The organism is Pseudomonas trivialis, from assembly GCF_001439805.1.
GTDB classification, from domain to species: Bacteria; Pseudomonadota; Gammaproteobacteria; order Pseudomonadales; family Pseudomonadaceae; genus Aquipseudomonas; species Aquipseudomonas trivialis.
On sequence record NZ_JYLK01000003.1, the window covers coordinates 364,586 to 391,118 of the forward strand.

Consider the following 26,533-nt stretch of genomic DNA (forward strand, 5'->3'; position numbering starts at 1 on the left):
AGGATGCGCTCTCGCGGAGCATCGCCGCACCCTTTTAGTGCCATTTCTTCGCATGCCGGATAAAAACCCTACAGAATTTTCCCTGGCCGCCGATAGAGAGCTACACCTTGGCTGGCTCAAAAAACAACATCGTCCAGCAGACAGACATTTTTTCTTGCGGAGCAATCGATGAACAGCTGGTTCGGTAACATCAGCGTAAACCTCAAACTCGGCCTGGGCTTCGGCCTGGTGCTTGTCCTGACCTCGATCCTGGCATTAACCGGCTGGACCAGCCTGGGCGGCCTGATCGACCGCAGCAACTGGATGAGCGACATCACCCAACTTAATGCCTCCCTGACCAAACTGCGCATCGTGCGCCTGCAATATATGCTGGCCAACGGTGACGAGACCGTCGCACAAAACGTGCAGACCAACCTTGAAGCGTTCACCGCCCAGCAGCAAAAGCTGCTCGACAGTTTCAAGAGCCCGGAAAACCTCAAGCTGCTCAACGCACAGAAAACCGTGATCACCGCCTACCAGCAGTCGCTGAACAAGATGCGCGAGGCCTACCGCAACGGCAACGCTGCACGCGAAATGATGGGGGACAAGGCCGACATCGCCAACGCGCAGATCAGCGCCCTTGAAGCCAGCGTGCTGCAGATGCCCGACAGCCCGGAGCGCTTCGCTCAATACCAGGCGGTGGTCAATACCAAGATCGAACTCCAGCAGGCACGTTACGAGGTGCGTGGTTATACCAACAACGTCAATGCAGAGAACGAGGCCCGTGCCGCCGCGCAAATCGAAAAGGCCATCAGCAGCCTGAAGAACCTCAGTGCCGCCTTTGGCAGCAGCCAGCAAACCGCGCTGAGTTCCCTGGAAACCGCGCTGGGCGCCTATCGCAGCGCCGTGCAAAGCTACAAGGCTGCGAGTGCCAACATCGTCAGCGCCCGCGCCGAAATGACCACCCAAGGCGCCGATATCGTCACAATCAGCGAGAAGCTCTACGAGATCCAGCTGCAACGTCGTGACGCCGAAAGCGCCCAGGCCCGCAGCCTGCAGTTGATCAGCACGCTGCTGGCCCTGCTCGTTGGCATCATTGCGGCGCTGGTGATCACGCGCCAGATCACCCGCCCGCTGCAGGAAACCCTTGCCGTGGTCGAGCGCATTGCCTCCGGCGACCTGAGCCACAACATCCAGGTCACCCGCCGGGACGAGCTGGGCGTGCTGCAACAAGGCATCCAGCGCATGGGCACCACCCTGCGCGAGCTGATCAGCGGCATTCGCGACGGCGTGACCCAGATCGCCAGCGCTGCCGAAGAGTTGTCGGCCGTGACCGAGCAGACCAGCGCCGGGGTCAACAGCCAGAAGATCGAGACCGACCAGGTCGCCACCGCCATGCATGAGATGACTGCCACCGTGCAGGAAGTGGCGCGCAACGCCGAACAGGCGTCACTGGCCGCCGCCGATGCTGACGGTCAGGCCCGGGCCGGCGACAAGGTGGTGGCCGAAGCCATCGCCCAGATCGAACGCCTCGCCGCCGAAGTGGCACGTTCCACCGACGCCATGTCGCATCTGCAACAAGAGAGCAACAAGATCGGCAGCGTGATGGACGTGATCAAGGCCGTGGCCGAACAGACCAACCTGCTGGCACTCAACGCGGCGATTGAAGCGGCGCGTGCCGGTGAAGCCGGTCGTGGGTTTGCGGTAGTGGCCGACGAAGTGCGTGGCCTGGCCCAACGCACGCAAAAATCCACCGAGGAAATCGAAGGCCTGGTTGCCGGTTTGCAGAACGGTACCCAGCAAGTGGCCAACGTGATGAACAACAGCCGCAGCCTCACCGACAGCAGTGTCGAGCTGACGCGCAAGGCTGGTGTATCGCTGGAAAACATCACCCGCACGGTGTCGAACATTCAGTCGATGAACCAGCAGATTGCCGCAGCGGCCGAACAGCAAAGTGCGGTGGCCGAAGAAATCAGCCGCAGTATCGTGAATGTGCGTGACGTGTCGGAACAGACCGCCACGGCAAGCAACGAAACGGCCAGGTCGAGCGTGGAACTGGCGCGATTGGGCAGCCAGTTGCAGCAGATGGTCAGCCACTTCCGCGTTTAACAATGCAAAAAGCCGCCTCGGGGTTAACCGAGGCGGCTCTCTACAAAAAACCGCCCCGACCAGGGCGGTTTTTTATTGCCTGCTATTTACCACTCAGCCCTCGCCTTCCTCGACAAATACCAGCCGATTTCCAAACGGGTCCTTGATGCTCATCTCCCGCGAGCCCCAGGGGGTTTGCTCAACTCCGGGCTTGGCAAAACGGTAGTCTTTGGCCTGCAATTGCTGCTGGTAAGCGTCCACCCCTTGCGTCTGAATCCGCACCGCCGACCCTGGCGACGCATCGCCATGGTGCTCGGACAAATGCAGCACACACTCCCCCAGCGACACCTGCAGGTACAGCGGATAATTCGCTTCGAACCGATGCTGCCAATCGACCTTGAACCCCAGGAATTCGACGTAGAATTCCAACGCCTTGGCCTCGTCGAAACTGCGCAGGATGGGGATGACTTTTCCCAAGTGCATGGCGATCGCTCCGTGTAAAAGAGCGCCCACTATAGAGCTGAAAACCCACGAAGAAAATTCACCAGGAGAGGGGGTTTACAGCTCGCTCGGAGGTGCCCGAAACTCAAGCGCTGTCTGCGAGTCATAGACTGCGACTCCACTCAAGCCCAGGAACCCGACCATGATTCGTACATCCTTTGCCGTCAGCGCCCTGCTTCTGGCGATTTGCGGCACCGCTTCAGCCGCCGACAATCCTGCGCTGAAAAAATGCATGGACAGCGCCGAAACGACCCTCGCCATGGTCACGTGCAATGTCAAGGAAACCAAGGTGCAGGATGCGCGCCTGAACAGGGCCTACAAGACTGCACTGGGCGCCCAGGAAGGTGAACGCAAGAAGCAACTTCAGGACGTGCAGCGCCTGTGGATCCAGTACCGCGACGCCAATTGCGCGTTCGTCGGCAGCGCCACCGGCGGCACCATCGATCAGGTCAACGGCTCCGGCTGCGTACTGGACATGACCCAGACCCGCGCTCAGGAACTCGAAGATCTGGTTGGGCCATAAACAGACACGTTCAATCGTGATGCACCCTCGCTCGCTTGAGCAGCTTCTTGCAGCGTTCCGACAGGTGCAGCACCCGCACATGCTTGCCGGCCTTGGTGTAGCGCTCGCGCAGGGTCATCAGCGCAGCGATCGCTGAATAGTCCACAAAGCTCAGGTGACGGCAATCGAGCGTCACCTGGGCCGGGTCGTTGGCCGGGTCGAACCGGTTCAGAAACGGCGTGGTCGAGGCAAAGAACAAGGTGCCGTGCAGCCGATACAACTTGCTGCCATCCGCCTCCAGGTGCTCATCGGCATACAGTTCACGGGCCTGCTGCCAGGCGAAATTCAGCGCCGCGATCACGATGCCGCACAGCACGGCCGTGGCGAGGTCGGTGAACACCGTGATCACCGTCACCGCAATGATCACCAGCACATCATTGACCGGCACCTTGTTGATCACCCGCAAGGATGCCCAGGCGAAGGTCTGCTGGGACACCACGAACATCACCCCCACCAGCGCCGCCAGCGGGATGCGTTCGATCAATGGCGACAGAAACAGAATGAACAACAGGATCATTACCCCGGCAAACACCCCGGAGAATCGCCCGCGCCCACCGGAACTGAGGTTGATCACGGTTTGCCCGATCATCGCGCAGCCACCCATGCCGCCGAACAGGCCCGAGACCATGTTCGCCGCCCCCAGCGCCACGCTTTCGCGGTCCGGGTAGCCACGGGTCTCGGTGATTTCGTCGGTGAGGTTCAGGGTGAGCAGGGTTTCCAGCAGGCCGACCATCGCCATCAGGAACGCATAGGGCGCGATGATGGTGAGGGTTTCCAGGGTCCAGGGAATCTGCGGCAGCGCAAAGGTCGGCAGGCCGCCGGCGATGTGGGCCATGTCGCCCAGGGTGCGGGTGGGCAGGCCAAGCAGGTACACCGCCAGGCCCACGCCGAGGATCGCCACCAACGCCGGCGGCACCGCGCGCGTCAGGCGTGGCAGCAGGTAAACAATCGCCATCGTCGCCGCCACCAGGCCGACCATCACGTACAGCGCCGTGCCGCTGAGCCAGTGTTCGCCCCGCTTGAAATGCTCCAGTTGCGCCAGCGCAATGATGATCGCCAGGCCATTGACGAACCCCAGCATCACCGAATGCGGCACCATGCGCACCAGCTTGCCCAGGCGCAGCACGCCAAAGGCGACCATGACCAGCCCGCCGAGCAGCACCGTGGCCAGCAGGTATTGCACGCCGTGTTGCACCACCAGCGCGACGATCACCACCGCCATCGAGCCTGCCGCACCGGACACCATGCCGGGCCGACCGCCGAACAACGCGGTGAGGGTGCAGATGATGAAGGCGCCATACAGGCCCATCAGCGGGTTGAGATGGGCCACCAGGGCAAAGGCGATGCACTCGGGCAGCAATGCGAAAGACGTGGTGAGGCCGGCCAGGGCGTCGGCGCGCAAACGGGTGAAAGTCATGGAGGTACCAGGGAGTTGCGGGGGGTCAGGCGGGGAATGGTACGGAAATGTGCTCGGAGGGGCCAGTGAAGTGTGACGACAGGTGGCCCAAGGCGCGCCCTTCGCGGACGAGCCCGCTGCCACAGTTGGCGGTGTTTACCGCCTGTCAGCAGGCATAGCGCGCCAGCTTGGCCTGGATGAAATCCAGGAAGCACTGAATGCGCAGCGCCAGTTGCGAGTTGCGGTAGAACACCGCGTGGATCGGCTGGCGATACCCGCTGTTGAACGCCTCCAGCACCGGCACCAGGCGCCCGGCGCTGATGTCTTCGCCCGTCATGAAGTTCGACAGGCAGCCAATGCCCTGCCCTTGCAACGCCAGGTGCCGCACGGTTTCGCCGCTGGAGGCGACAATGGCCGGCTGGATCAGCCAGCGGTCGCCCTCCACATGGCGCAGGGGCCAGTGGTTGAGGGTCTCGGTCTGGCTGAAGCCCAGCAAGGTGTGCTGCGCCAGGTCAGCGACACTGGCCGGCGTGCCGTGTCGCTTGAGGTATTCCGGGCTGGCCAGCACATGCAGCGGCGTGCAGCCAAGAGCGCGTGCGTGCAGGGTCGAGTCGGCCAGGGCGCCGATGCGTATGGCAATGTCGGTGCTGTGTTCCAGCAGGTCGATGATCAGGTCATCGCTGTTGAGCTCCAGCTGGATCTGCGGGTACAAGGCTCGAAACTCGGCAATGTACGGCACGATCCCATGCAGCATGAACGGCACCGCTGCATTGACCCGCAGTCGCCCGGCCGGGGTTTTCTGGCGCGACGACAGGTGCTCCTCCAGCTCATCCATCTGCGCCAGGATCCGCTTGGCCTGTTCGAAGAAGTACCGGCCCTCTTCCGTCAGGTCCATGCGCCGCGTGGTGCGGTTGATCAGCGTGGTGTCGAGCTTGGCCTCCAGCCGCGAGAGCGTGCGGCTGACCGCCGAGGGCGTCTGCCCGGCCTGCTCGGCCGCCGCCGAAATCGAGCCGCACTCGATCACGCTGACGAAGATCTGTAGCTCATCGGATCGGGCTTTCAAGGGGCTGTCCTCGTGATCGGTCGACGCAAGCTTACACCGACAGGCCCAACACCTGTGCCAGATGCTGTTCGTAGCGCGCCACATCGGCTTCGATGGCCGGGCGTTTCATCACATCCACGCAAAGGAACGTCGGCAACGCGCTCATGCCGAGAAACGCATTGGCCTTGTGGAACGGAAAGTACACCGCATCCACGCCCTTGGCTTCGAAGAAGTCGGCCGGGTCGTCAAAGGCCTGCTGCGGCGCGTTCCAGGTCAGCGACAGCATGTAGCGTTTGCCCTGGATCAGGCCGCCGCTGCCATACTTTTGCGAGGCATCGGAGCGGGTACGGCCATCGCTGGCGTAGAGGCTGCCGTGGCCTTCGGTGAAGACTTCGTCGATGTATTTCTTGACGATCCACGGCGCGCCCATCCACCAGCCGGGCATCTGATAGATGATCACATCGGCCCAGAGGAACTTGGCGACTTCTTCGGCAACATCATAGCCTTGGTCGATGTGGGTGACCTTGACCTCGAGGCCGCCACGGTCGAGCACGGCCAAGGCGGCCTCATGCAGGGTGGCGTTGTAGCGGCCATCGGAATGGGCGAATTTTTTGCCACCGTTGAGCAGAAGTACTTTTTTCATGGGAGGGGTCCTGAGGGTTATCAATACAGGCCGTCAGGCTATCGATATCGCCCACCCGGAATAAGCGGCGGCGCGGCAAAATACAGTTGACCAGAACGCACGAATGGAGCGTTATTGTTGAATTCAGCCGCTGATCAGCAGGTGGGTGCCCAGCAGTGCCATGCCGATGAAGAAAATCCGCTTGAACAGCACCACACTGATGCGTTGGCGCAGCGCCTGCCCCAGCCACATCCCCAGCAGCGCGGGCACCAGTGCCAGCAACGAGGCGCTGATTTCGCCAGTGCCAAGAGTACCGTGCCAGGCCAGGCCTGCGGCCAGCGCCAGGGTCGACACGCTGAACGACAACCCCAGGGCCTGCACCAATTGGTCGCGACTCAGGCCGAGCGCCTGCAGACAAGGCACCGCCGGAATCACGAAGACGCCCGTGGCCGAGGTGATGAGGCCGGTGATCAAACCGCATAACGGCGCCAGCCAGCGCTCGGTGCGCGGCGCCATTGTGAACGTGGGCAGGCACAGGCCGCTGAGCGCGTAAATCAACAACGCCGCGCCCAGTGCGCGCACCATCCACTGCTCGGCGCCCATACCCAGCCACAGCGTGCCCAGCCCGGTGCCGAAGAAAACCAGCAACAGCATTGGCCATAGACGCTTGAGCAGCGCACTCAAATGGCCGCCGAACGCCAGTTGCCAGAGGTTGGTCACCATGGAGGGAATGATCAGCAGCGCGGCAGCCTGCGCCGGCAACATAGCCAGACCGAGCAGGCCCATGGCGACGGTGGGCAGGCCGAGGCCGATAACACCCTTGACCGTGCCGGCCAGCAGGAAGGTACCGATGACCAGCATGGTCAGGGTAGGACCGAGACTTTGGTAGAACGTGAGAAAGGTCGTCATGGGGCGATTGTGCGGGCTTCCGGCCGGATCGAAAATGCCGCATATACTGAGGCTGCCTCTTGTTTTGCGTGAGGCTTAGGGCCTCATCGGGAGCAAGCCCCCTCCCACATTTGAAAGTATTCACAAGTCTTCATGTGGGAGGGGGCTTGCTCCCGATAGCGTCAGCCCAATCAACGGAAACCCCAGCCATGCACTTTGACCTGATCGACCTGCGCCTCTACCTGCATACCCTCGACACCGGCAACATCACCGCCGGTGCCGCCCGCAGCCATCTGTCCCTGGCCGCCGCCAGCGCCCGTATCCGCGCCATGGAAGCTTCGCTGGGCATTGCCTTTCTTGAGCGCGGCCGCCGTGGCGTCGCGCCAACGCCCGCCGGCAAAGCCCTGGCCCGCCATGCACGACTGCTGCTGCAACAGGCCGATCACCTGCAACAGGACCTGGCGGCATACGCCAACGGCGTCAAAGGCCAGGTGCGTCTGCTGTGCAACACCACCGCCCTCAGCGAATACCTGCCGGAACCGCTGGCGGCGTTTCTGCGCGAACACCCCAACCTCGATATCGACCTGCAGGAGCTGCCGAGCCTGCGCATCACCCAGGCCCTGCGCCAGGGCACGGCGGACCTGGGCATCATCTCCGACGCGGTCGACACCCATGGCTTGCAGACCCTGCCCTTTCGCGATGACCCGCTGGTGCTGATCATGCCGCTGGATCATCCCTTGGCAGCCGCCCCGGTCAGCTTTATCGACAGCCTGCAACACGACTACGTCGGTCTGGCCGCCCATAGTGCGCTGGCGGTGTACCTGGAGGAACAGGCCCTGCACACAGGGTTTCGCCTGCAAACCCGCATCCGCGCCGATGGCTTCGAGGGGTTGATGCGCATGGTGGCCGGTGGGGCAGGCATCGGGATCGTGCCGCAGGCGGCGCTGGCGCGCGGGCCGGCGCCGCGTGCCTTCAAGGCTCAAGCGCTGGCGGAAGAGTGGGCCTGTCGTCGGTTGCTGCTGTGCGCGCGCTCGTTCGAACAGTTGCCGGGGTATGCCAAGGCGCTGTGGGAAGCCTTGAGCAAGCCGCTCCCACATTTTGATCTTCATTCAACTTAAGGTTCTGTAATATCTGCCCCCTCAGCGTCCGGGGATGGGTTCTGCGTGCAACCGATCCTGCGGAACAACAAGTAGAAGGTAATGTTTAATGGCGGATGACACAGTAAACCCGGTAGGCCTCAAGCGTGGCCTGAAGAACCGGCATATTCAGTTGATCGCCCTGGGCGGTGCGATTGGTACGGGCCTGTTCCTCGGTTCCGCCGGGGTGCTCAAGTCGGCGGGGCCGTCGATGATCCTCGGTTACGCGATTGCCGGTTTCATCGCGTTCCTGATGATGCGCCAGCTCGGCGAGATGATCGTCGAGGAACCGGTGGCCGGTTCCTTCAGCCACTTTGCCCATAAATACTGGGGCGGCTACGCGGGTTTTCTGTCCGGCTGGAACTACTGGGTGCTCTACGTGCTGGTGGGCATGGCCGAACTGACGGCGGTGGGCAAGTACATCCAGTTCTGGTGGCCCCAGATTCCGACCTGGGTCAGCGCGCTGGTGTTCTTCGCCGCCGTGAACCTGATCAACACCCTGAACGTGAAGATCTTCGGTGAGGCCGAGTTCTGGTTCGCGATCATCAAGGTGGTGGCGATCGTCGGCATGATCATGCTCGGCGGCTACCTGCTGTTCAGCGGCGGCGGTGGCCCGCAGGCGTCGGTCAGCAACCTGTGGAGTCACGGCGGGTTCTTTCCCAATGGCGGCATGGGGCTGTTGATGGCCATGGCGTTCATCCTGTTCTCGTTCGGTGGCCTGGAGCTGGTGGGCATCACCGCCGCCGAAGCCAGCGAGCCGCGCAAGGTGATCCCCAAGGCGATCAACCAGGTGGTCTACCGCATCCTGATTTTCTACGTCGGCGCGCTGACCGTGCTGCTGTCGCTGTACCCATGGGACCAATTGCTGCAAACCCTCGGCGCCTCGGGCGATGCCTACAGCGGCAGCCCGTTTGTGCAGATCTTCTCGCTGATTGGCAACGACACCGCCGCGCACATCCTCAATTTCGTGGTGCTGACCGCGGCGCTGTCGGTGTACAACAGCGGCGTGTACTGCAACAGCCGCATGCTGTTCGGCCTGGCCGAGCAGGGCGATGCGCCCAAGGTGCTGATGAAGCTCAACAAGCAGGGCGTGCCACTGCGGGCGCTGGCAGTTTCGGCGCTGGTGACGCTGCTTTGCGTGGTGGTCAACTACGTGGCCCCCAAAAGTGCGCTGGAGCTGCTGTTTGCACTGGCGGTTGCCTCGCTGATGATCAACTGGGCGCTGATCAGTATCACCCACATCAAGTTCCGCAAGGCCATGGGCGAGCAAGGCGTGACGCCGTCGTTCAAGACCTTCTGGTTCCCGTTCAGCAACTACCTGTGCCTGGCGTTCATGGTGATGATCATCAGCGTGATGCTGGCGATTCCGGGGATTCGCGAGTCGGTGTACGCGATGCCGGTGTGGGTGGGGATCATCTACCTGGCCTATCGGGTGCGGATGAGAAACGCAAACGCTGCGCCAGCACACTGATTGGATGCGGGAAGGGGCATCCCTTCCCACACCTCATGCGCTTACAGACATCCTGATGTCGAGTTCAGACCACTGACGCAACGCCCGAGGCCTTAGGGTGCATCCTTCCATTCCCTGCCTCGGAGTCATCATGTCCAAGCCCATCACCGTACTGCGCGACACCCATCCCCTGCCGGTCCTGGACGCGTGCAAATGGGAAAAGCTCGAAGGCGACCCTCACACCGTCAACCTCAACGCCTACACCAGCGAAGACGGCAGCAAGATCATGGGCACCTGGATCTGCACGCCGGGCAAGTGGTACGTGGAGTACGTGAAGTGGGAATACTGCCACTTCCAGGAAGGCTACTGCGTGATCACCCCTGAGGGCATGGCGCCGATCCACTTGCGCGCGGGGGATATCTTTGTGGTGGAGCCCGGGATGAAGGGCACGTGGGAAGTGGTGGAGACGGTGCGCAAGTATTTTGTGTTTGCCTGATACGCGTTGTGTTGTGGCGAGCGGGCTTGCCCCGCGTTGGGCTGCGCAGCAGCCCTGAAATCCCTCACCGCGATCTTTCAGGAAAATCGCGGTGTCTGGATTGGGGCCGCTGCGCAGCCCAACGCGGGGCAAGCCCGCTCGCCACAGAAGCGCAAAAGCCGTGTTATTTGGGCTTGCGGTAGCTGTTGATGATCGCCGAAAAGTCCTTGCCCCCTTCCCCGCGCTGGCTCATCGATTGATACAACTGCTGGGCCACTGCGCCGAGGATCACGGGCTGTTTGGCCTGGCGCGCCGCTTCGGTGGCCAGGCCCAGGTCCTTGAGCATCAGGTCGGCGCCGAAGCCGCCGGTGTAACCGCGCGATGACGGCGCGGTTTCGATCACGCCCGGCCATGGGTTGTAGGTGTCCGAACTCCAGCAACGCCCGGTGGAGCTGTTGATGATGCCCGCCAGCACCTGGGTGTCGATGCCCAACGCGTCGCCCAGCGCCATGGCTTCGCTGACGCCTACCATGCTGATGCCCAGCAGCAGGTTGTTGCAGATTTTGGCGATTTGCCCGGTGCCCACCTCACCGCAATGCACAATGTTGCGGCCCATCTGCGCCAGCACCGGCTGCAGGGTGGCGAACAATTGCGGCGTGGCGCCCACCATAAAGGTCAGCGTCCCGGCCTGCGCCCCGCCGGTGCCGCCGGACACCGGCGCATCAGCCATCACCACGCCGTGCTCGGCGGCAGCGGCCGCCACGTCGCGTGCGGTCTGCGGGTCGATGGTGCTGCAATCCACCGCCGGCACGCCGTGGCCGATACCGGCGAGTACGCCGTCTTCATTGAGCCACACGCTGCGCACATGGGCGGCGGCCGGCAGCATGGTGATCACCAGTTCGGCGCCCTGGGCAGCGGCGCGCGGCGAATCGCTGATTGTGCCGCCCAGTTCGGCGAGTTCCTTGAGTACGGTCTGATTCAGGTCGAACAGGTTCAGCGCGTGGCCGGCCTTGATCAGGTTGCGGGCCATGGGTGCGCCCATGTTGCCCAGGCCGATGAATGCAATTTTCATGATCGTCTCCCCCACTCAGCGCAGGTTGATGGTGGTGTTGACGCCATCGTTGACCGTGTCGTCGTCGAACCAGCGGCTGGTGACGGTTTTGGTCTGGGTGTAGAACTGCACCACTTGCTTGCCGTAGGGGCCGAGGTCGCCAAGCTTGGAGCCGCGCGAGCCGGTAAAGCTGAAGAACGGCACCGGCACCGGGATCGGAATGTTGATGCCGACCTGACCCACGTCGATTTCGCTCTGAAACTTGCGCGCCGCCGCGCCGCTCTGGGTGAACAGGCCGGTGCCGTTACCGAACGGGTTGGCGTTGACCAGCGCGATGGCCTCATCCAGCGTGGCGACTTCCAGCACGACCAGCACCGGGCCGAAGATTTCCTGGGTGTAAATCTGCATGTCCGTGGTCACGCCCGAGAACAGGGTCGGCCCGACAAAGTTGCCTTGCTCGAAGCCCGGCACCTTGATATCGCGGCCGTCCAGTTCCAGCGTGGCGCCTTCTTTCACGCCGCTTTCGATCAACTCCAGGATGCGCGCCTTGGCACGCCTGGAGATCACCGGGCCGACATCCGTGCCCGCTTCGCTGCCGGCATTCACCTTGAGTTTCTGCGCCAGCGCCTTGAGGTCCGGCAGCCATTGCTTGGCCGCGCCCACCAGCACCACCACCGACGTGGCCATGCAGCGCTGACCCGCCGCGCCGAAACCGGCGCCCACCAAGGCATTGAGCGTGTGTTCGCGGTTGGCATCCGGCAGCACCACCGCATGGTTCTTCGCGCCCATCATCGACTGCACGCGTTTACCGTGTTTGCCGGCCAGGTCATAAACGTGGGTGCCGACGGCGGTCGAGCCGACGAAGGACACGGCCTTGATGTGTGTATGGGTGCACAGCGCATCCACCACGTCCTTGCCGCCGTGCACCACGTTGAGCACGCCGGCCGGCACACCGGCTTCCAGCGCCAGCTCCACCAGCAGCATGGTGGACAGCGGGTCCTGCTCGGACGGTTTGAGCACGAAGGTGTTCCCGCAGGCGATGGCCATCGGGAACATCCACAGCGGAATCATTGCAGGGAAGTTGAACGGCGTGATGCCGGCGCACACGCCAATGGGCTGGCGCAGGGTGTAGGTGTCGACACCGCCGGCAACGTTTTCGGCGAACTCGCCCATTTGCAGGGTGCCGATGGAGCACGCGTGCTCGACCACTTCCAGCCCCCGGAAAATATCACCCTCGGCGTCAGCGATGGTCTTGCCCTGCTCGGCACTGAGGACTGCGGCGATGCGTTTGGACTGTTCGCGGATCAACGCTTGCAGCTTGAGCATGATGCGCATGCGCGCGCCAATCGGGGTCAGTTTCCAGGTCTGGAAGGCGCGATGGGCGGCGTCGATGGCGGCGTTGACTTCGTCAGCGGTGGCGAACGGGACTTTGGCCAGCACCTCCTGGGTCGCCGGGTTGATGATGTCTTGCCATTCGGTGGTGCCGGATTCGACCCACTTGCCGTCGATCAGCAGCTTGACCCGTTGCACGGAAATGTCGGTAGGGGCGTTCATGTGGTCTCCAAATCTTATAGTTATGCAGAGACAAGGCGCGTGTCGCCTTGGAAGTGAGGCGGTCGGACTGTTTTTGGAGTATAGATGTGCAAATCTCTAATAAGAACGCACATAAAAGCCGGTCCAACATGCAAAAAAACATCACCTCACTGGGCTCCCTGAACTGGGATGACCTGAAGTTTTTTCTCGAAGTGGCCCGCACCCGCAAGGCCAGCGTTGCGGCCAAGCGCCTGGCAGTGGACTACACCACGGTGTCGCGGCGCATCGCTTCGCTGGAAGTGTCCCTCGGCACATTGCTGTTCGAAAAGTCTCGCACCAACGGCTTCGTGCTCACCGCCGAGGGCCAGCGTTTGCTCGGTTACGCCGAGTCCATCGAAAGCACGTTGCACATGGCCTGCGAGCAGGTGTCCGGCTCCGGCGTGGCGTTGTCCGGCCATGTGCGCATGGGCTGCACCGAGGGCTTTGGCAGTTTTTTCATCACGCCGCAGTTGAGCCACTTCGTCGACACCTACCCCGCCATCTCGGTGGACATCCTGCCCCTGCCCCACTTCATCAGCCTGTCCAAGCGCGAAGCCGATATCGTCATCGCCCTGGAACGCCCGGAACACGGGCCGTATGTGTGCTGCAAACTGTGCGACTACCAATTGCAGCTGTACGCGACCCAGGACTACCTCGACCAGCACCCACCGATCCAGCGTCCCGCAGATTTGGCCGAACATCCGTTTATCAGCTATGTGGATGACCTGGCGTTCAGTTCAGAGCTGCTGTACCTCGCCAACGTGGTGCCAGGCGCCAGCGCCAGCTTGCGCAGCACCAGCGTGATCGCGCAGTACGTGGCGGCGCAGCAGGGCCGGTCGCTGGCGATACTGCCGTGCTTTCTGGCGGCGCAGGACCCACGCTTGCTGCCGGTGTTGGGGGAGCAGATTGCGATCACACGGCAGTTCTGGATGTACTGCCGCGAAGATTTGCGCAAGCTCAAACGAATCACCCTGTTGTGGGATTACATCCGTGAGGTGACCGAGCAGAACCAGAAGTTGTTGATGGGGGAAACGCGGGAGATGCGGTTTGCCGATTAAAAGTGGGAGGGGGCTTGCTCCCGATGGCTGTGAGTCAGTGACCTATCAGTGCCTGACACTCTGCTATCGGGAGCAAGCCCCCTCCCACACTTTGATTGCATTTCAGGGTGAGATGGCCTCTGTGTCCTGGCCCAGTTCCAGCATCAACCCGCTCAAGCGCTTGACCTTGCGTCGCACCGCTTCTTCGAACACGCCGCCACGCGGTTCAATCAGGCTGAACCAGCGTTTGGCGCGGGTGATGCCGGTGTAGATCAGCTCTTTGGTGAGCACCGGGTTGAGCGCATCCGGCAGGATCAGCGCAGTGTGGGTGAACTCGGAGCCCTGGGACTTGTGCACGGTCATGGCGTACACGGTTTCCACGTCGTTCAGACGGCTGGGTAGCACAAAGCGTACGCCGCCCTGGCCGTCGTTGCGCGGGAAGGCCACGCGCAATACCTGCGGGCCGCCGTCACTTTCCGGCAGTTTCAGGGCGATGCCAATGTCACCGTTCATCAGCCCCAGGCCGTAGTCGTTGCGCGTCATCAAGACCGGGCGGCCTTCGTACCATTGTTCGTCACCTTCGATCAGCTTCACTTTGCGCAAGGCGGCGGTGATGCGCAGGTTGAGGCCTTCCACGCCCCACGGGCCCTTGCGCACGGCGCAGAGCAACTGGAACGCGTCGAAGGCTTGCAACAGCTGCTGCGCCCAGTGGGTCCAGGCGGGGTCTTCGCGTGGGGTGTAAAGCGGCGGGCGCGCGGACTGCAGCAGGTTCAGGTAGTAGCGATAACCCTGGGCGCCATCGCCCTGCCCGTCGAGCACCAGCCGTTCAAGGGCGTGGTCATGCTCGCCCTTGAGGTTGACGCAAAACAGGTCGGCGTGGCTGCGCGCGGCAAGCAACCTGCGCGCTTCTTCGGCGTTTTGCTGGTTGACCCAGCGCGCCAGTTGGCCGATGCCGCTGCCTTCGCCGAAACGCCGCGAGTAACGCAGCATCACCACTTGCTGCGCCAGCGGGTGGCTGGCGTCGAGGTCTTCCTGCAAGCCGCTGGCACTGAGGTCTTCGCCGCTGACCGCTTGCAGCCATTGGCGCGTTTGCGGGCTGTACCAGCCCGCCTCGGCGTCGCGGCACAGGTCGCCGAGCACGGCGCCGGCCTCCACCGAGGCGAGCTGGTCCTTGTCACCCAGCAGCACCAGCCGCGCGTGGGACGGCAGTGCGTCGAGCAGGTTGGCCATCATTTCCAGGTCGATCATCGAGGCTTCGTCCACCACCAGCACATCCAGCGGCAACGGGTTGCCCACGTGATGACGAAAGTGCCGGGTGCCAGGGCGGCTGCCGAGCAAGCGGTGAACGGTGGTGACCTGGGTCGGGATCTTGTCCTTCACACCCTGCGGCACATTGAGCGACAACACTTGCTGGCTGATGGATTCGGTGAGGCGCGCGGCGGCCTTGCCGGTGGGCGCGGCCAGACGAATGCGCAACGGGCTGCCGGCCTCCACGGCGGGCGCCTGCAACAGCGCGAGCAGGCGCACCACGGTAGTGGTCTTGCCAGTGCCGGGGCCGCCGGTGACGATGCTGAACGCACCGCGGGTGGCCAGGGCGCAGGCGAGTTTCTGCCAGTCGATCACGCCCTCCGGCGGGGCTTGTTCGAACAGGCCGTTCAAGCGTTGGGGCAAGTCGGTCGAGACGGTTTCTTGCGTGGCCAGGCGCAGGCGCAACGCGGTGTCGATGCGCCGCTCATAGGCCCAGTAACGGCGCAGGTACAGGCGTTTGCCGGCCAGCACCAACGGCCGGCTGTGGGCAGACTCGCTGTCATCGACGGCCAACGCGACCAACGGGCTGGCCGCCAGAGCCTGGCACCAATGGGCGCCGTCAAGGCCGTCAAGCAGTTGCGATGGCAGCAGCATGGCACCGGTTTGCAGGTCGCCTTCGGGCGGCAGCGACAGGGCGAAATCCGGTGCGTTGAGGGTTTCGAACAGGTCCAGGCACACATGGCCGTGACCCAGCTGGTGACTGGTCAAGGCCGCTGCCAGCAACACCAGGGGGTCGGCGTGTGGGTCAAGCTCATTGAGGAAGCCGACGAAGGCCTTGTCCAGCGCACGCAGCCAGCCGCGCTCGACCCAACGCTCGAGCAGTTGCAACAGGTCGGCGGCGCGGCTCAAGGGCGCCAGTGCCTCCAGCGGTAGCGGCGACAGGCTCATAACAGCACTCCTTGTTCCCACGCGGGTTCAGCCTTGGGCGGTATCGATTTGCCCTGGAACAGCAGGTCCAGACCCTCGATCAGTTCGCGCGGTGGCCGGGTGAAATACGCGCCCTGGCTGGCGGCCTGGGTGCCCCGCAGGAACAGGTACAGCGCACCGCCGACATGCCGGTCGTAATCGTAATCGGGCAAACGGGCCTTGAGTTGGCGATGCAGGGCCAGCAGATAGAGGACGTATTGCAGGTCGTACCGATGCTCGAGGATCGACTGTTCCATGGCCTCGACGGTGTAGGCCGAATCATCGGGGCCGAGCCAGTTGGATTTGTAGTCGGCCACGTAGTAGCGGCCCTCGTGTTCGAACGTGAGGTCGATAAAGCCTTTGAACATGCCATTGAGCAACACCGGTTCGGCAGCCACGCGCGACACGCCGTGATGAGTGTGCTGACACACCAGCCTGTCGAGGGCGAGCACATCGACCTTGTGGCTGGCGAACCAGAATTCCATCTCGATCTGATAGTGCTGCAGACCGCTGAGCGTGACCTGATCGTCATGCAGGGGCAGCGGCGTTTCCAACAGATGGCCCAGCCAACTGCTGAGGGTGACGATCCAGCCTTCCCAGTTGCGACGATTGCAGCGCGCGCCGACGGCTTTTTCGAGCGCCTGTGGGGTCACGTCGAAACCTTCCTCACCGGCCCACTCGAGCAAACCGTGAAGGAAGGTCCCGGGGTTAGGGCCACGTGGGAAACGGTGAATATCGCCGCCGGACGCTGCCACTTCGCGCGGGGCATCGGGGTCCAGGCGTTCGTCATCGAACAGCTTCTGGGCCTGGGGGCTTTCCGGCGCTTCGAGAGGGGCGGCGCTCATGCTGTCGCCAATGCGCAGGGCACTGTAGGACGCAATCCACCAGTTTTCCGCCGCCTTGCGCGTGGGCAGCAACGGCGCCAGCAAGGTGGCCTGGTTGCGCGGCGGGTGGAAGACATTGTCCTGCGGGTCGGGCACCTCGGTGTAGTGCACCGCCGGGCAGCCTTGCGCCAGGTCCAGCAACCAGCGCGCCAGCCCGGCGGACTCGCCCAGCGCGGCGCCCGCACCGAGCAAATAACCGAGCGCCGACAGGTGCAGCACCGAGCTGCTGGTGTTGCCGCGCTTGAGGTCGGCAATGCCGAGCCAGCACGCATGTTTGGCGCGCGTGAGGGCCACGTAGAGCAGGCGCAGGTCTTCGGCCAGACGCTCGTCGTCGGCCTGGGCGATCAGCTCGGCGGTGGGACGCAGGCTGACCTGGGACTTGCCCTGTTGATCGTGGTAATGCAGCGGCAAGCGGCTGCCATCCACCGGTTTGGCCGAGCAGATGAACGGCAGAAAAACGAGGTTATATTCCAGGCCCTTGGACTTGTGAATGGTCACCACCTTGACCAGTTGCTCGTCGCTCTCCAGGCGCAGGATCTGCTCTTCACCGGCCTGACCGGACAGCGCCAGGTGTTCGGCCAGATGACGGATCAGCGCCTGCTCGCCATCAAGTTCCGAGGCCGCCTGTTGCAGTAACTCGCTCAGGTGCAGCAGGTTGGTCAGCACCCGTTCGCCATCGCTGCGGGCGATCAGGGTTTGCGGCAGTTTGAAATCGTGCAGCAAGCGACGCAGCATCGGCAGCACGCCCTGGCCGCGCCAGATCGCGCGGTAGCCACGAAACTGCATCACGCGGGCTTCCCACGCCATTTCGTCCTGGTTCAGGCGCTCCAGTTCCGCCAGCGACAGGTTCAAGGTGACGCAGGCCAGCGCGGCGCGCAGCGGGCGCTCGACGTCGGGCTCGGCACAGGCTTTGAGCCAGGCCAGCAGGTCGTGGGCTTCCTGGGCGGCGAACACTGAATCCTTATCGGACAGGTACACACTGCGCACGCCACGGGCGGCCAACTCGGCACGCACGGCCTGGGCTTCCTTGCCATCGCGCACCAGAATGGCAATGTCTGACGGCAGCACGCCGTTAAGGCGGCCATCCTGCTGCCGGAAACCTGCCGTGCCCTGTTGCCCACCGTTGAGCAGCTCGACAATCTGCGTCGCGCAGACAGCCGCCAGATGCTTGCGATAGATGACGTTGGAAATCGGCTGATCGGTGGGCAGGTGCCAGAGGTTCAGCGCCGGCAGCGTCTGACCATTGACCTGCAACTGTTCCTTGCGGCCCTGGGCCAGCACCGCGTGGAACGGTACCGGGTTATCGCCGTTGGGCTCACGGAACAGAAACGCGCCACGGCCTGCTTCCGCACGCTGGAACACATGGTTTACCGCCTCGACCATGGCATGGCTGGAACGGAAGTTGGTGCCCAGCGTGTGATGGCGGCCGAGGGTGGATTTGCGCGCGCGCAAGTAGGTGTAGATGTCGGCGCCCCGGAACGCGTAGATCGCCTGCTTGGGGTCGCCGATCAGGAACAGGCCGCTGTCGAGGTGGTTTTCCTCGATGCGGTAGATGCTGTCGAAGATGCTGTACTGCACCGGGTCGGTGTCCTGGAACTCGTCGATCAGGGCCACCGGGAACTGCTCGCGGATCACACTGGCCAGGCGTTCGCCGCCTTCGGCTTGCAGGGCGGCGTTGAGGCGGATCAGCATGTCGTCAAAGCCCATTTCGGCGCGGCGACGCTTTTCTTCCTCAAAGCGTTTGCCCACCCAACCGGCGGCATGTTGCAGCACGGCGGCGTCGGGGGTCGGCAAGGCGTCAAGGCGGGCTTTGAGGTCGGCCATGGCCTCGATGCCGGGGTGCTGCGGCGGGTCGCCCTTCCAGGCTTCGGCCATGCCGTCCGGGGTAAGCCGCGTGAAGCCGGTGCCGATGTCCAGTTGCTCCAGGCTTTCGTCGGCGGCCCAGGCGCTGATTTTTTCGAACCACGGCTCGAAGTAACGGGCCTGCATCTTGCGGCCGTCAACCGCTTTGGCGGCGACGGCCTGCAGGCAGATCTCACGCAATTCCGTTGCCCATTGTTGCCAGGGCGCCTTGAGGTGGATCAGCGCTTCGCGGCGCTCCTGCAGGCAGGCGTTGATCAACTCGGCCGGCTCGCGGGTCTCGTCGGTCGGCCGCTCGCTGCCGAACAGCGCGCGCACCCGTGGCATCAGCGCGGCCGGGCCGCCCCAGTGGCTGCGCACCCAGTTGAGTGCGTCGTCGTGCAGGGGGTAGCAGAACAGCCGCCAGTAATCGCGCAGCACCTCGCCCAGCAGATCGCTGTGGTCGGTTTCCAGGGTCTGGGTGAACAGGCTGCCGCTGTCGAAGGCATGTTCGCGCAGCATGCGCTGGCACCAGCTGTGGATGGTCGAGACGGCTGCTTCGTCCATCCACTGCGCGGCGATGTCCAGGCGATTGGCGCAGGCAGGCCATAGCTCGGGTGGGTATTCGTCGCGCAGGTCGGCGATCAGCGCGTCCGGCTGTTCGATTTCAGCGCGGAAGAAGCGTGCGGCTTCAGCCAGGCGGATGCGGATGCGTTCGCGCAGCTCCTTGGTGGCGGCGTCGGTGAAGGTCACCACGAGAATTTGCGGCGGCAGCAATTCGTGACCAAAACCGGACGTTTCGCCACCATGGCCGAGTACCAGGCGCAGGTACAGGGCCGAGATGGTGAAGGTCTTGCCGGTACCGGCGCTGGCTTCGATCAGTTGGCTGCCTCTGAGCGGGAACGCCAGGGCCAGGGGTTTGCGGGTCATGCGCCGGCCTCGTCGCGGGTAAGTGATCGCCAGGGCGCGGTGATCAGCGGGCGATACAGGGTTTCGGCCCAGCCTTCGAACTCTTCGCTGGCAATGAGCGCGGCATAATCGGGAAATTGCCGGGTGAGCGCCGGCGTTTCACGACGCTCGCCGTCGGTGGTGATGCCATCGCCTTCGTAGGCTTTGCTGGCGGCCGCCTGCGCCTTGGCGGGGTCGGTTTGGCCCAGCCAGGCAAACGCGGTTTTGACGGCGACCGGCAGCGGCTTGCTCATGCCGGTGTGCCACGCCAGCAGCAGGTCGTTGAGCAAGCCTTGCGCCATGACCTTTTCCAGCGGGGCCAGCAGCAAGGTATCGTCGCTGGCGACCAGGCCGGTGCTCAATGGCAGGCCGCAGGCGCAGGCCACCAGGTGGTTGACCCAGGGCCGAATCAGGCGGTGCCACTTGCGCGTTTTGATCGAACCGATGCTATTGGGGATGGTGGTGACGCTCAGTAACCCGCCATCGCTGCGCCGATGCAGGCCGCTGATCCAGCCGTCCAGTTGAATGCCCTGGTACTCGAAGCTGATCGGTTCCGCGCCGGTGTGGGGCGTGGGCCAAAGCACGAGCAATTGTTGATAGCGCTGCAGCAAGTCGGGCAACGGTTCGATCAACTCGTTGCGCAGGCATTCGCCGAAACCGACCATGGGCAGCAGGCCGCTGCCTTGCAGGCGCAGGGCCTGGGCGCTGAGGGCCTGATCGAGTTGATCGGGTCGGGTCAGGGCGGCGTTGAGCAAACTGTCGCTCAGGCTGTAGCGTTGCAGGGCGTCGAGGACGAAAGGTTCTTCGTCCGCCAGCGGGACTTCGGCAGCCTCGAAGAACACTTTCAGACGCTGGCTGAAGAAATGTTTGACCGGATTGCGCAAAAAATCCTGCAATTGGCCGAGGCTCAGGGGTTCTTCCTGCTGATACGGTGCGAGTGCGTCTGCGATGAGAATTGCGTCGCTCGCCTGGTGCAGCATCTGCCATTCGCGGGCGTAGCTGAACAGCGGGTCGCCTTCGTGGAAGTAACGGGCGCTGAACGGCTGCAGCGGGTGTTCCTGGGTCATGGCCTCCAGCAATAATGCTTCCCGATCGTTGTGCCAGCCGCTGGCGATATGGTCGCGCAACTGGCCGATCAGCACCGAGGCAGGCCGGTCGCTGTTGTCGCGAATGCTGCGGCCGACCCAGCTGATATAAAGCTGGTCACGGGCCGAGAGCAGGGCTTCGAGCAGCAGGTAGCGGTCGTCTTCGCGGCGTGAACGGTCGCCGGGACGGTAGTCGCTGCCCATCAGGTCGAAATCCAGCGGCGGTTGCGCGCGCGGGTAGTCGCCGTCGTTCATGCCGAGCAGGCAGACCAGCTTGAAGGGGATGGCGCGCATGGGCATCAGGGTGCAGAAATTGACAGCCCCGGCGAGGAAGCGCTGGGACAGGCGGCCCTGGTCCAGACCCGCCAGCCAGGCTTCGCGCACCACGGTGAGGGGCAGCTCGTCCTGCAGGCCGACGGACTCACAGGTTTCCAGCCAGGTTTCTCTCAGTTGTTCGAGCTGGCCGAGCAGGTAGTCGTCATGTTCGCTGGCGGGGGAGAAAAACCGTTGCATCAGGCGTTGCAGGCGCTCACCCCATTCCTGCGGCGGCGCGGGCTGGGACAGGGCTTGATGGGCATCGTGGAGCGCGTCGAGCAAGGCCACCAACGGTCCGATCAGCGCGGCGTCGAGGCCGCCGATTTCGTCGTAGGGTTCGATGCCGTCACAGGCCATGCCGGTGCCGACCGCGTAGCCGAGCAACATGCGACGCAGGCCGAATCGCCAGCTGTTCTGCTCCAGCGCTGGCGGCAGGCCCAGGCCGGCGCGCTGTTCGGCGTTCAGGCCCCAGCGGATACCGGCGCCTTCGATCCAGCGATGCAGGGTGGGCAAGTCGCGCTCTTTGATGGCAAACCGTTCGCGCAGGGCGGGTACGTCAAGCAAGTCGAGGATTTCACTGACGGGGAAGCGGCTGTCGGGCAGTTTGAGCAGGTGCTCGACGGCAATCAGCAACGGATCGCGGCCGCGCTGGCCCTGGTCGGTGAGAGTGAACGGGATGAAGCGTGGATCGCTGCGTTCGAGCTGGCCGAACACGGCGCGAATATGCGGCGCGTAGCTGTCGACGTCGGGGACCATGACGATGATGTCCCGAGGGCGCAGCGTGGGATCGGCACTGAAGCGCTGGAGCAGTTGGTCGTGGAGGATCTCGACTTCGCGTTGGGCGCTGTGGGCGATGTGGAAGCGGATTGAGGTATCGCGCTGCAGGTCGACGGCGGGCCACATTTCGCGGGTTTCATTCAAGGGGCGCAGTTCGAGGATGTCGTCCTGCAGCTGGTTGAGCAGCGTGGTCGGCTCGCTGTCGCTGAACAGGTCGATGCGACCGTCACGGAACGCGGCGCGATAACTGTTGGGGTCGTCGTAACTGTCCAGCAGGCTGATGTAGTCGCGCCCCTGCTTACCCCAGGCGGCGAGCAGCGGATGCGCGTGCTGGTGCAGGGTGTGCGGGTCGAGGGTGACGGGCATGCCGGCCTTGCGCGCCTGGCGTTTGTACTCGTTGCGCAGCAGGTCCTTGTCGGCAACGATGTCGGACCAATGATGGCGGCAAGGGTTGTGCACGCAGAGCAGCACCTGGCTGAACCGGGCCAGGCCGGCGAGGGCTTCGAGCGCCTGGGCGGGCAGTGATGAAATGCCGAAGACGATCACTCGCGAAGGCAGGCCTTTTGGCGCGTGCTCCAGGGTGTTGATGCGTTCGATAAAGCGCTGATGCACGCCGGCGCGGCTTTGGGCCATGCCCTCCTCGCCCACATCCAGCAACAGTGCGCGCCATAATTCGGCTTGCCAGCAATTGGCGGGGTTGAGGGGTTTGGACTCGCCTCGACCGTTGCGTAATTGATGACGGCCGGCGGCCCAGTCTTCCAGCCAATCGGCGCGGTAGACCTGGTACTGGTCGAACAGGTCAGCCAGGCGTTCGGCGAGCTGGTAGCGTTTGCGCAGGTCGGTGTCGTCGGTCAAGAAACGCTGCAGCGGCTCAAAGTGCGGCTGGTCGATCAGCTCCGGCAGCAGACGCATCAGGCGCCAGGTCAGGGGCGCTTTATCGAGCAGGGATTTGGGCGGGATGTCGTCGCGGCCCAGCACCATGCGATAGAGCTGCCACATGAAGCTGCCGGGCAGTTGAACGTCGATGGCGGCGGCGATACCGCAGCCCCCCATGTCGTCGTCCTGTGGATCTTCGGCCAGGGCCAGTTTGAGCCATTGAGCGATGCCGTTGCTTTGTACCAGCGCGATTTCGTTTTCCAGGGGCGCCAAGGGGTAACGGCGCATCCAGCTGACCACCAGGCTGCGCAGCTCGTCCAGGCGGTTGCCGTGAACCACCATGAACCCAGCGCTGAGGGACGTCGCATCCGGCATAACGGCTTCCTTGGGAAAAGCACAATCGAGGGGTGCGACTTTAGCACTGTGGGCCTTGATTGGCGGGTTTGAGATGGTTTACGCCCCCTTGAGCCGCCACAAATGTGTCACTGCGTATACACGGGAGTGTAAAGCCTGCTTGCTAGGGTCGGCGCCTTATCCCGATAGAGTGAAGGCGAAGGCTATGCGATCCAACACCCGAACTGCCCAGATAATGGCGTCTTCATTGCTACTTTCATTGCTTGCCGTGTCGGTTCAGGCAGCAAGCCGTGCGGGGGACAACAGCATCAACGGTGTCGATCAGCTCTCCGGATTCGGCACGCTGTGGACGACCGGCGCGACCTGGGACGCCGGCACGCCGACCGCGCTGGGTCAGGGATTACTGAGGCGCAACCTGCAAATCGTGCTCGACCGCGCCAACGCTCGCACCCTCGCCCAGGAAACCGCCGCCTACTTCGATGATCGCCGTGACCAGAGCTACAGCGCCATCAGCGGGCTCGGTTCATTGAGCGCCGCCTACAAGGCAGGTGCCGGTGCCTTCACCACTATCACGCAATTCGACGACAGCAACAAAACCGTCAGGTACGACGATAAAGGCAACGGCGCCGGCAGCTCGTCTTCGGCGCTGGGCAAGGTGGTCGATCTGGTCGGCGCGTTGCGTAATGACGCGTCTACCACGCCTGCCAAATCCCACTATCTGTATCCCCGCCCCTGGCGGCAGAGCCTGGACGGTCAAAGCCTGGAGTTCGTGGTGCAGCCTTCGCTGCGGCCAGCCAAGAGCACGACGCCGGCCAGCGATTCGGGATTCCCCAGCGGCCATACCAACGCTGCGTATTTGTCTTCCTACGCGCTGGCCTATGCGATTCCCGAGCGTTTCAGCGAACTCATGCTGCGCGCGTCGGAAATCGGTGACAACCGTATTGAAGCGGGCATGCATTCGCCTTTCGACGTGATCGGTGGGCGCATTACCGCAACGTATTTCGCCATCGATAACTTGTCCAACCCGGCCAATGCTCAACTGCGCGCCGATGCGCGGGCGCAGGCGCTGGCGTATTTCACTGCGCAATGCGGCGGCAATGTTAATAACTGCCTGGCGACCATCGACCCGTCCACTGACCGTACCTCTCAGCACGCTCAGGACAAGGCGCTGTATACGTCGCGCATGACTTACGGATTCGACCCTGTGGGCGCGACCAACCTGGCGCCGGTAGTGCCGGTTAACGCCGAAGTGCTGTTGGAAACGCGCTTTCCTTATTTGGACGCGAGCCAGCGCCGCGAGATTCTGGCGACCACTGAGATTGCCTCAGGCTATGCGGTGATCGATCAGTCAGGCGGCTATGGTCGATTGAACCTGTACGCGGCGGGCGATGGTTTCGCGGCGTTCAATTCCAACGTCACGGTGAACATGGACGCCAGCCTCGGTGGCTATAACGCTGTTGACGCCTGGCGCAACGATATCAGCGGCAGTGGTGCGCTGATCAAGAACGGCAGCGGCAACTTGATGCTGACCGGCAATAACACCTACTCGGGCGGCACGGTGATCAATGGCGGGATTCTGACCGGTCACGCCCAGGCCTTCGGCAGCGGAGCGATCACCGATAACGCAACGCTGGTGGTCGATCAATCAACCAACGATAGCCTGGCCAATACGCTGGCGGGCAACGGGGCGCTGATCAAACGCGGCGCCGGGTCGCTGAACCTGACCGGCAATAGCAGTCTGTCGGGTGCGACGACGGTGCAAGCCGGCCGTCTGGCCGTAAACGGCAATCTGGGTAACTCGCTCGTCAGTGTGCAGCAAGGCGCAACGCTGGGTGGCAACGGCATTGTGGGCGGCATCAATGTCGCTCAGGGTGGCGTGGTGGCGCCGGGCAATTCGGTCGGGCAACTGAACGTCACTGGTGACGTCAACCTTGCGCAGGGTGCGGTCTATCAGGTGGAGTCGGACGCCGCCGGCAATGCGGACCGCATCGTCGCCAGCGGCCGGGCGAGTCTTAACAACAGCACATTGTCTTTGGTTGAGGGCGGCAACTGGCTGGCCGCGAGCCGTTACTCGATCCTCTCGGCTGCCGGCGGTGTGAGCGGTGTGTTTGCCACGGTGCAAACCAACTTCGCATTCCTCACCCCGACGTTGAACTACACGGCTACCGATGTGGGCCTTACGCTTGACCGTAATGCGCAAAGCTTTTCCAGCTTGGCGACTACCGGCAATGCGAGGGCTGTGGCCCAAGGCCTGGACAGCGCGGGTGCAGGGAATGCGCTCTGGCGTCAGGTGGTTCAGGATGATGCGACGACGGCACAAGCCACGTTCAAGGCGCTGTCCAATGAGCTGCATGCTTCAACGCAGACCGCGTTGATCGAAGACAGCCGACTGGTGCGCAATGCCATGAATGATCGGCTGCAACAATCGCAGTCGGCGCAGGCATTCGGCAGCACGGCGCAAACACTGGTCGGTGATGCTTCGCGTGGCGTGGTGTGGACTCAAGCCATTGGCGCGACCGGGAAAACCGACGGCAGCCGTGACGTCTCGGGACTCGACAGTCATACCAGCGGGCTATTGTTCGGCGTTGATGTACCGCTCGCTGATACGTGGCGCGTGGGCGCGTTGGCTGGCGTGAGCAACAGCAGTTTCGATCTGCGTCATGCATCCGGCGCCACTGACAGTGACAACTATCACCTGGGCGTCTACGGGGGCGCCAAGTGGGGCCAGCTGGGCCTGCGCCTTGGCGCGGTGCGCACCTGGCACAAGCTGACAGCCAAGCGCACGCTGGACTTGCCAGGCTCTTCCGAGCACTTCAAAGAGGATTACAAGGCAGCGACCAACCAGGTCTTCGGCGAGCTGGGTTACTCCATCGAACTGGGTAACGCGCTGCTCGAACCCTTCGCCAACCTGGCGCATGTGCGACTGGACACCGATTCGTTCGATGAGAACAGCAACCTGATCACGCTGGAGAACAAGTCTCAGGACAATCACATCACCTTCAGTACGCTGGGCCTACGTGCAACCACTCATTTGAATGCTGGCAGCGTCGCGGTCAAGCCTAACGCCATGCTGGGCTGGCGTCGTGCCTATGGCGACGTGACGCCGGAGAGCCGTGCCGCCTTCAGCGGTGGCGACACGTTCGAATTGGTCGGTGCACCGATTGCTCGCAGTGCAGCAGTCATCGGTGTAGGCGTCGATCTGGGGTTGAGCGATACCTTGAACGTGGGCTTGAGCTATGACGGTCAGGTGAGTAGCAATACGTCAGATCAGTCGTTGAATGCTCGGCTGACATTGGCGTTTTAAGCGTTAGCCTGACTTTCCAATCGCCCAAAACAAAACCCCATCTGCTTTCGCAAATGGGGTTTCGGAATTTAATCTTGACGATGACCTACTCTCACATGGGGAAACCCCACACTACCATCGGCGATGCATCGTTTCACT

17 protein-coding genes and 1 pseudogene are annotated in these 26,533 nt (G+C 63.1%); 8 read left to right on the top strand and 10 right to left on the bottom strand.

The features are described 5' to 3' along the window. Nucleotides 1-303: 303 nt before the first annotated feature. A pseudogene (locus TU79_RS26835) lies at nucleotides 304-1,233 on the top strand (methyl-accepting chemotaxis protein); the annotation flags it as partial. Further along, a complete protein-coding gene (locus TU79_RS26840; protein ID WP_462687252.1) occupies nucleotides 1,225-2,088 on the top strand; it encodes a methyl-accepting chemotaxis protein in 864 nt (287 codons plus the stop codon). The pseudogene TU79_RS26835 and the gene TU79_RS26840, both read left to right, overlap by 9 nt. A 93-nt stretch (nucleotides 2,089-2,181) precedes the next feature. On the opposite strand, the gene TU79_RS07180 is transcribed toward TU79_RS26840, so the two are convergent. After that, nucleotides 2,182-2,550 carry a glyoxalase superfamily protein gene (locus TU79_RS07180; protein ID WP_057007342.1) on the bottom strand — a complete coding sequence of 123 codons (369 nt, stop codon included), beginning with the start codon at nucleotides 2,548-2,550 and terminating at the stop codon, nucleotides 2,182-2,184. A gap of 160 nt (nucleotides 2,551-2,710) precedes the next feature. On the opposite strand from TU79_RS07180, the gene TU79_RS07185 reads away from it, so the two are divergent. Next, a complete protein-coding gene (locus tag TU79_RS07185) occupies nucleotides 2,711-3,091 on the top strand; it encodes a lysozyme inhibitor LprI family protein (protein ID WP_057007343.1) in 381 nt (126 codons plus the stop codon). Between the two features lie 10 nt (nucleotides 3,092-3,101). Here TU79_RS07185 and TU79_RS07190 read toward each other — a convergent pair whose 3' ends face one another. From TU79_RS07190 to TU79_RS07205, 4 genes are all read right to left on the bottom strand, one after another. Beyond that, complete coding sequence (locus TU79_RS07190) at nucleotides 3,102-4,547, bottom strand: SulP family inorganic anion transporter (RefSeq protein WP_057007344.1); 1,446 nt, start codon at nucleotides 4,545-4,547, stop codon at nucleotides 3,102-3,104. Nucleotides 4,548-4,692: 145 nt separating this feature from the next. Beyond that, nucleotides 4,693-5,589 (bottom strand): LysR family transcriptional regulator, encoded by an 897-nt coding sequence (locus TU79_RS07195; RefSeq protein ID WP_057007345.1) that lies wholly within the window; start codon nucleotides 5,587-5,589, stop codon nucleotides 4,693-4,695. A 31-nt stretch (nucleotides 5,590-5,620) separates the two neighbouring features. Then, nucleotides 5,621-6,211 (bottom strand): NADPH:quinone oxidoreductase MdaB, encoded by a 591-nt coding sequence (mdaB, locus tag TU79_RS07200; protein WP_057007346.1) that lies wholly within the window; start codon nucleotides 6,209-6,211, stop codon nucleotides 5,621-5,623. A gap of 123 nt (nucleotides 6,212-6,334) precedes the next feature. Next, nucleotides 6,335-7,099, bottom strand: a complete 765-nt coding sequence (locus tag TU79_RS07205) for a sulfite exporter TauE/SafE family protein (RefSeq protein WP_057007347.1) — start codon at nucleotides 7,097-7,099, stop codon at nucleotides 6,335-6,337. Nucleotides 7,100-7,287: 188 nt separating this feature from the next. Between TU79_RS07205 and TU79_RS07210 the strand changes: the two genes are divergently transcribed. The 3 genes from TU79_RS07210 to TU79_RS07220 all read left to right on the top strand — a co-directional run bounded on the left by TU79_RS07210 (nucleotide 7,288) and on the right by TU79_RS07220 (nucleotide 10,160). After that, nucleotides 7,288-8,196, top strand: coding sequence for a LysR substrate-binding domain-containing protein (locus TU79_RS07210; RefSeq protein WP_057007348.1), 909 nt, complete (start codon nucleotides 7,288-7,290; stop codon nucleotides 8,194-8,196). Between the two features lie 88 nt (nucleotides 8,197-8,284). After that, nucleotides 8,285-9,685: an amino acid permease gene (locus TU79_RS07215; RefSeq protein WP_057007349.1), complete on the top strand. Its 1,401-nt coding sequence runs from the start codon at nucleotides 8,285-8,287 to the stop codon at nucleotides 9,683-9,685. Nucleotides 9,686-9,815: 130 nt separating this feature from the next. Further along, nucleotides 9,816-10,160, top strand: coding sequence for a cupin domain-containing protein (locus tag TU79_RS07220; RefSeq protein WP_003194115.1), 345 nt, complete (start codon nucleotides 9,816-9,818; stop codon nucleotides 10,158-10,160). Between the two features lie 163 nt (nucleotides 10,161-10,323). On the opposite strand, the gene mmsB is transcribed toward TU79_RS07220, so the two are convergent. Next, nucleotides 10,324-11,211: a 3-hydroxyisobutyrate dehydrogenase gene (gene mmsB / locus TU79_RS07225; RefSeq protein ID WP_057007350.1), complete on the bottom strand. Its 888-nt coding sequence runs from the start codon at nucleotides 11,209-11,211 to the stop codon at nucleotides 10,324-10,326. A 15-nt stretch (nucleotides 11,212-11,226) separates the two neighbouring features. Beyond that, nucleotides 11,227-12,744, bottom strand: a complete 1,518-nt coding sequence (locus tag TU79_RS07230) for a CoA-acylating methylmalonate-semialdehyde dehydrogenase (protein ID WP_057007351.1) — start codon at nucleotides 12,742-12,744, stop codon at nucleotides 11,227-11,229. Nucleotides 12,745-12,872: 128 nt separating this feature from the next. Here TU79_RS07230 and TU79_RS07235 point away from each other — a divergent pair, with 128 nt between their 5' ends. Continuing rightward, complete coding sequence (locus tag TU79_RS07235; RefSeq protein ID WP_057007352.1) at nucleotides 12,873-13,820, top strand: LysR family transcriptional regulator; 948 nt, start codon at nucleotides 12,873-12,875, stop codon at nucleotides 13,818-13,820. A gap of 102 nt (nucleotides 13,821-13,922) precedes the next feature. Here the strand turns inward: TU79_RS07235 and recD are convergent, their stop codons facing one another. From recD to recC, 3 genes are read right to left on the bottom strand one after another with little or no spacing between them, the layout of a single operon-like run. Next, nucleotides 13,923-15,995, bottom strand: a complete 2,073-nt coding sequence (recD, locus tag TU79_RS07240; RefSeq protein ID WP_057007353.1) for an exodeoxyribonuclease V subunit alpha — start codon at nucleotides 15,993-15,995, stop codon at nucleotides 13,923-13,925. Next, nucleotides 15,992-19,666, bottom strand: a complete 3,675-nt coding sequence (gene recB / locus TU79_RS07245) for an exodeoxyribonuclease V subunit beta (RefSeq protein ID WP_057007354.1) — start codon at nucleotides 19,664-19,666, stop codon at nucleotides 15,992-15,994. The genes recD and recB overlap by 4 nt, the downstream gene beginning before the upstream one ends. Continuing rightward, nucleotides 19,663-23,112, bottom strand: coding sequence for an exodeoxyribonuclease V subunit gamma (gene recC / locus TU79_RS07250; protein WP_057007355.1), 3,450 nt, complete (start codon nucleotides 23,110-23,112; stop codon nucleotides 19,663-19,665). The genes recB and recC overlap by 4 nt, the downstream gene beginning before the upstream one ends. 214 nt (nucleotides 23,113-23,326) lie before the next feature. Here recC and TU79_RS07255 point away from each other — a divergent pair, with 214 nt between their 5' ends. Further along, entirely contained in the window at nucleotides 23,327-26,395 is a 3,069-nt protein-coding gene (locus tag TU79_RS07255; RefSeq protein ID WP_139136750.1) for an autotransporter domain-containing protein, read from the top strand. The last annotated feature ends 138 nt before the right edge of the window (nucleotides 26,396-26,533 follow it).

Excerpts from the sequence above, each read along its gene's own strand:
- TU79_RS26840 (WP_462687252.1), top strand. The coding sequence starts at position 1,225 with ATGGGCACCACCCTGCGCGAGCTGATCAGCGGCATTCGCGACGGCGTG.
- TU79_RS07180 (WP_057007342.1), bottom strand. The coding sequence starts at position 2,550 with ATGCACTTGGGAAAAGTCATCCCCATCCTGCGCAGTTTCGACGAGGCC.
- TU79_RS07185 (WP_057007343.1), top strand. The coding sequence starts at position 2,711 with ATGATTCGTACATCCTTTGCCGTCAGCGCCCTGCTTCTGGCGATTTGC.
- TU79_RS07190 (WP_057007344.1), bottom strand. The coding sequence starts at position 4,547 with ATGACTTTCACCCGTTTGCGCGCCGACGCCCTGGCCGGCCTCACCACG.
- mdaB (WP_057007346.1), bottom strand. The coding sequence starts at position 6,211 with ATGAAAAAAGTACTTCTGCTCAACGGTGGCAAAAAATTCGCCCATTCC.
- TU79_RS07205 (WP_057007347.1), bottom strand. The coding sequence starts at position 7,099 with ATGACGACCTTTCTCACGTTCTACCAAAGTCTCGGTCCTACCCTGACC.
- TU79_RS07210 (WP_057007348.1), top strand. The coding sequence starts at position 7,288 with ATGCACTTTGACCTGATCGACCTGCGCCTCTACCTGCATACCCTCGAC.
- TU79_RS07215 (WP_057007349.1), top strand. The coding sequence starts at position 8,285 with ATGGCGGATGACACAGTAAACCCGGTAGGCCTCAAGCGTGGCCTGAAG.
- TU79_RS07220 (WP_003194115.1), top strand. The coding sequence starts at position 9,816 with ATGTCCAAGCCCATCACCGTACTGCGCGACACCCATCCCCTGCCGGTC.
- mmsB (WP_057007350.1), bottom strand. The coding sequence starts at position 11,211 with ATGAAAATTGCATTCATCGGCCTGGGCAACATGGGCGCACCCATGGCC.
- TU79_RS07230 (WP_057007351.1), bottom strand. The coding sequence starts at position 12,744 with ATGAACGCCCCTACCGACATTTCCGTGCAACGGGTCAAGCTGCTGATC.
- TU79_RS07235 (WP_057007352.1), top strand. The coding sequence starts at position 12,873 with ATGCAAAAAAACATCACCTCACTGGGCTCCCTGAACTGGGATGACCTG.
- recD (WP_057007353.1), bottom strand. The coding sequence starts at position 15,995 with ATGAGCCTGTCGCCGCTACCGCTGGAGGCACTGGCGCCCTTGAGCCGC.
- recB (WP_057007354.1), bottom strand. The coding sequence starts at position 19,666 with ATGACCCGCAAACCCCTGGCCCTGGCGTTCCCGCTCAGAGGCAGCCAA.
- recC (WP_057007355.1), bottom strand. The coding sequence starts at position 23,112 with ATGCCGGATGCGACGTCCCTCAGCGCTGGGTTCATGGTGGTTCACGGC.
- TU79_RS07255 (WP_139136750.1), top strand. The coding sequence starts at position 23,327 with ATGGCGTCTTCATTGCTACTTTCATTGCTTGCCGTGTCGGTTCAGGCA.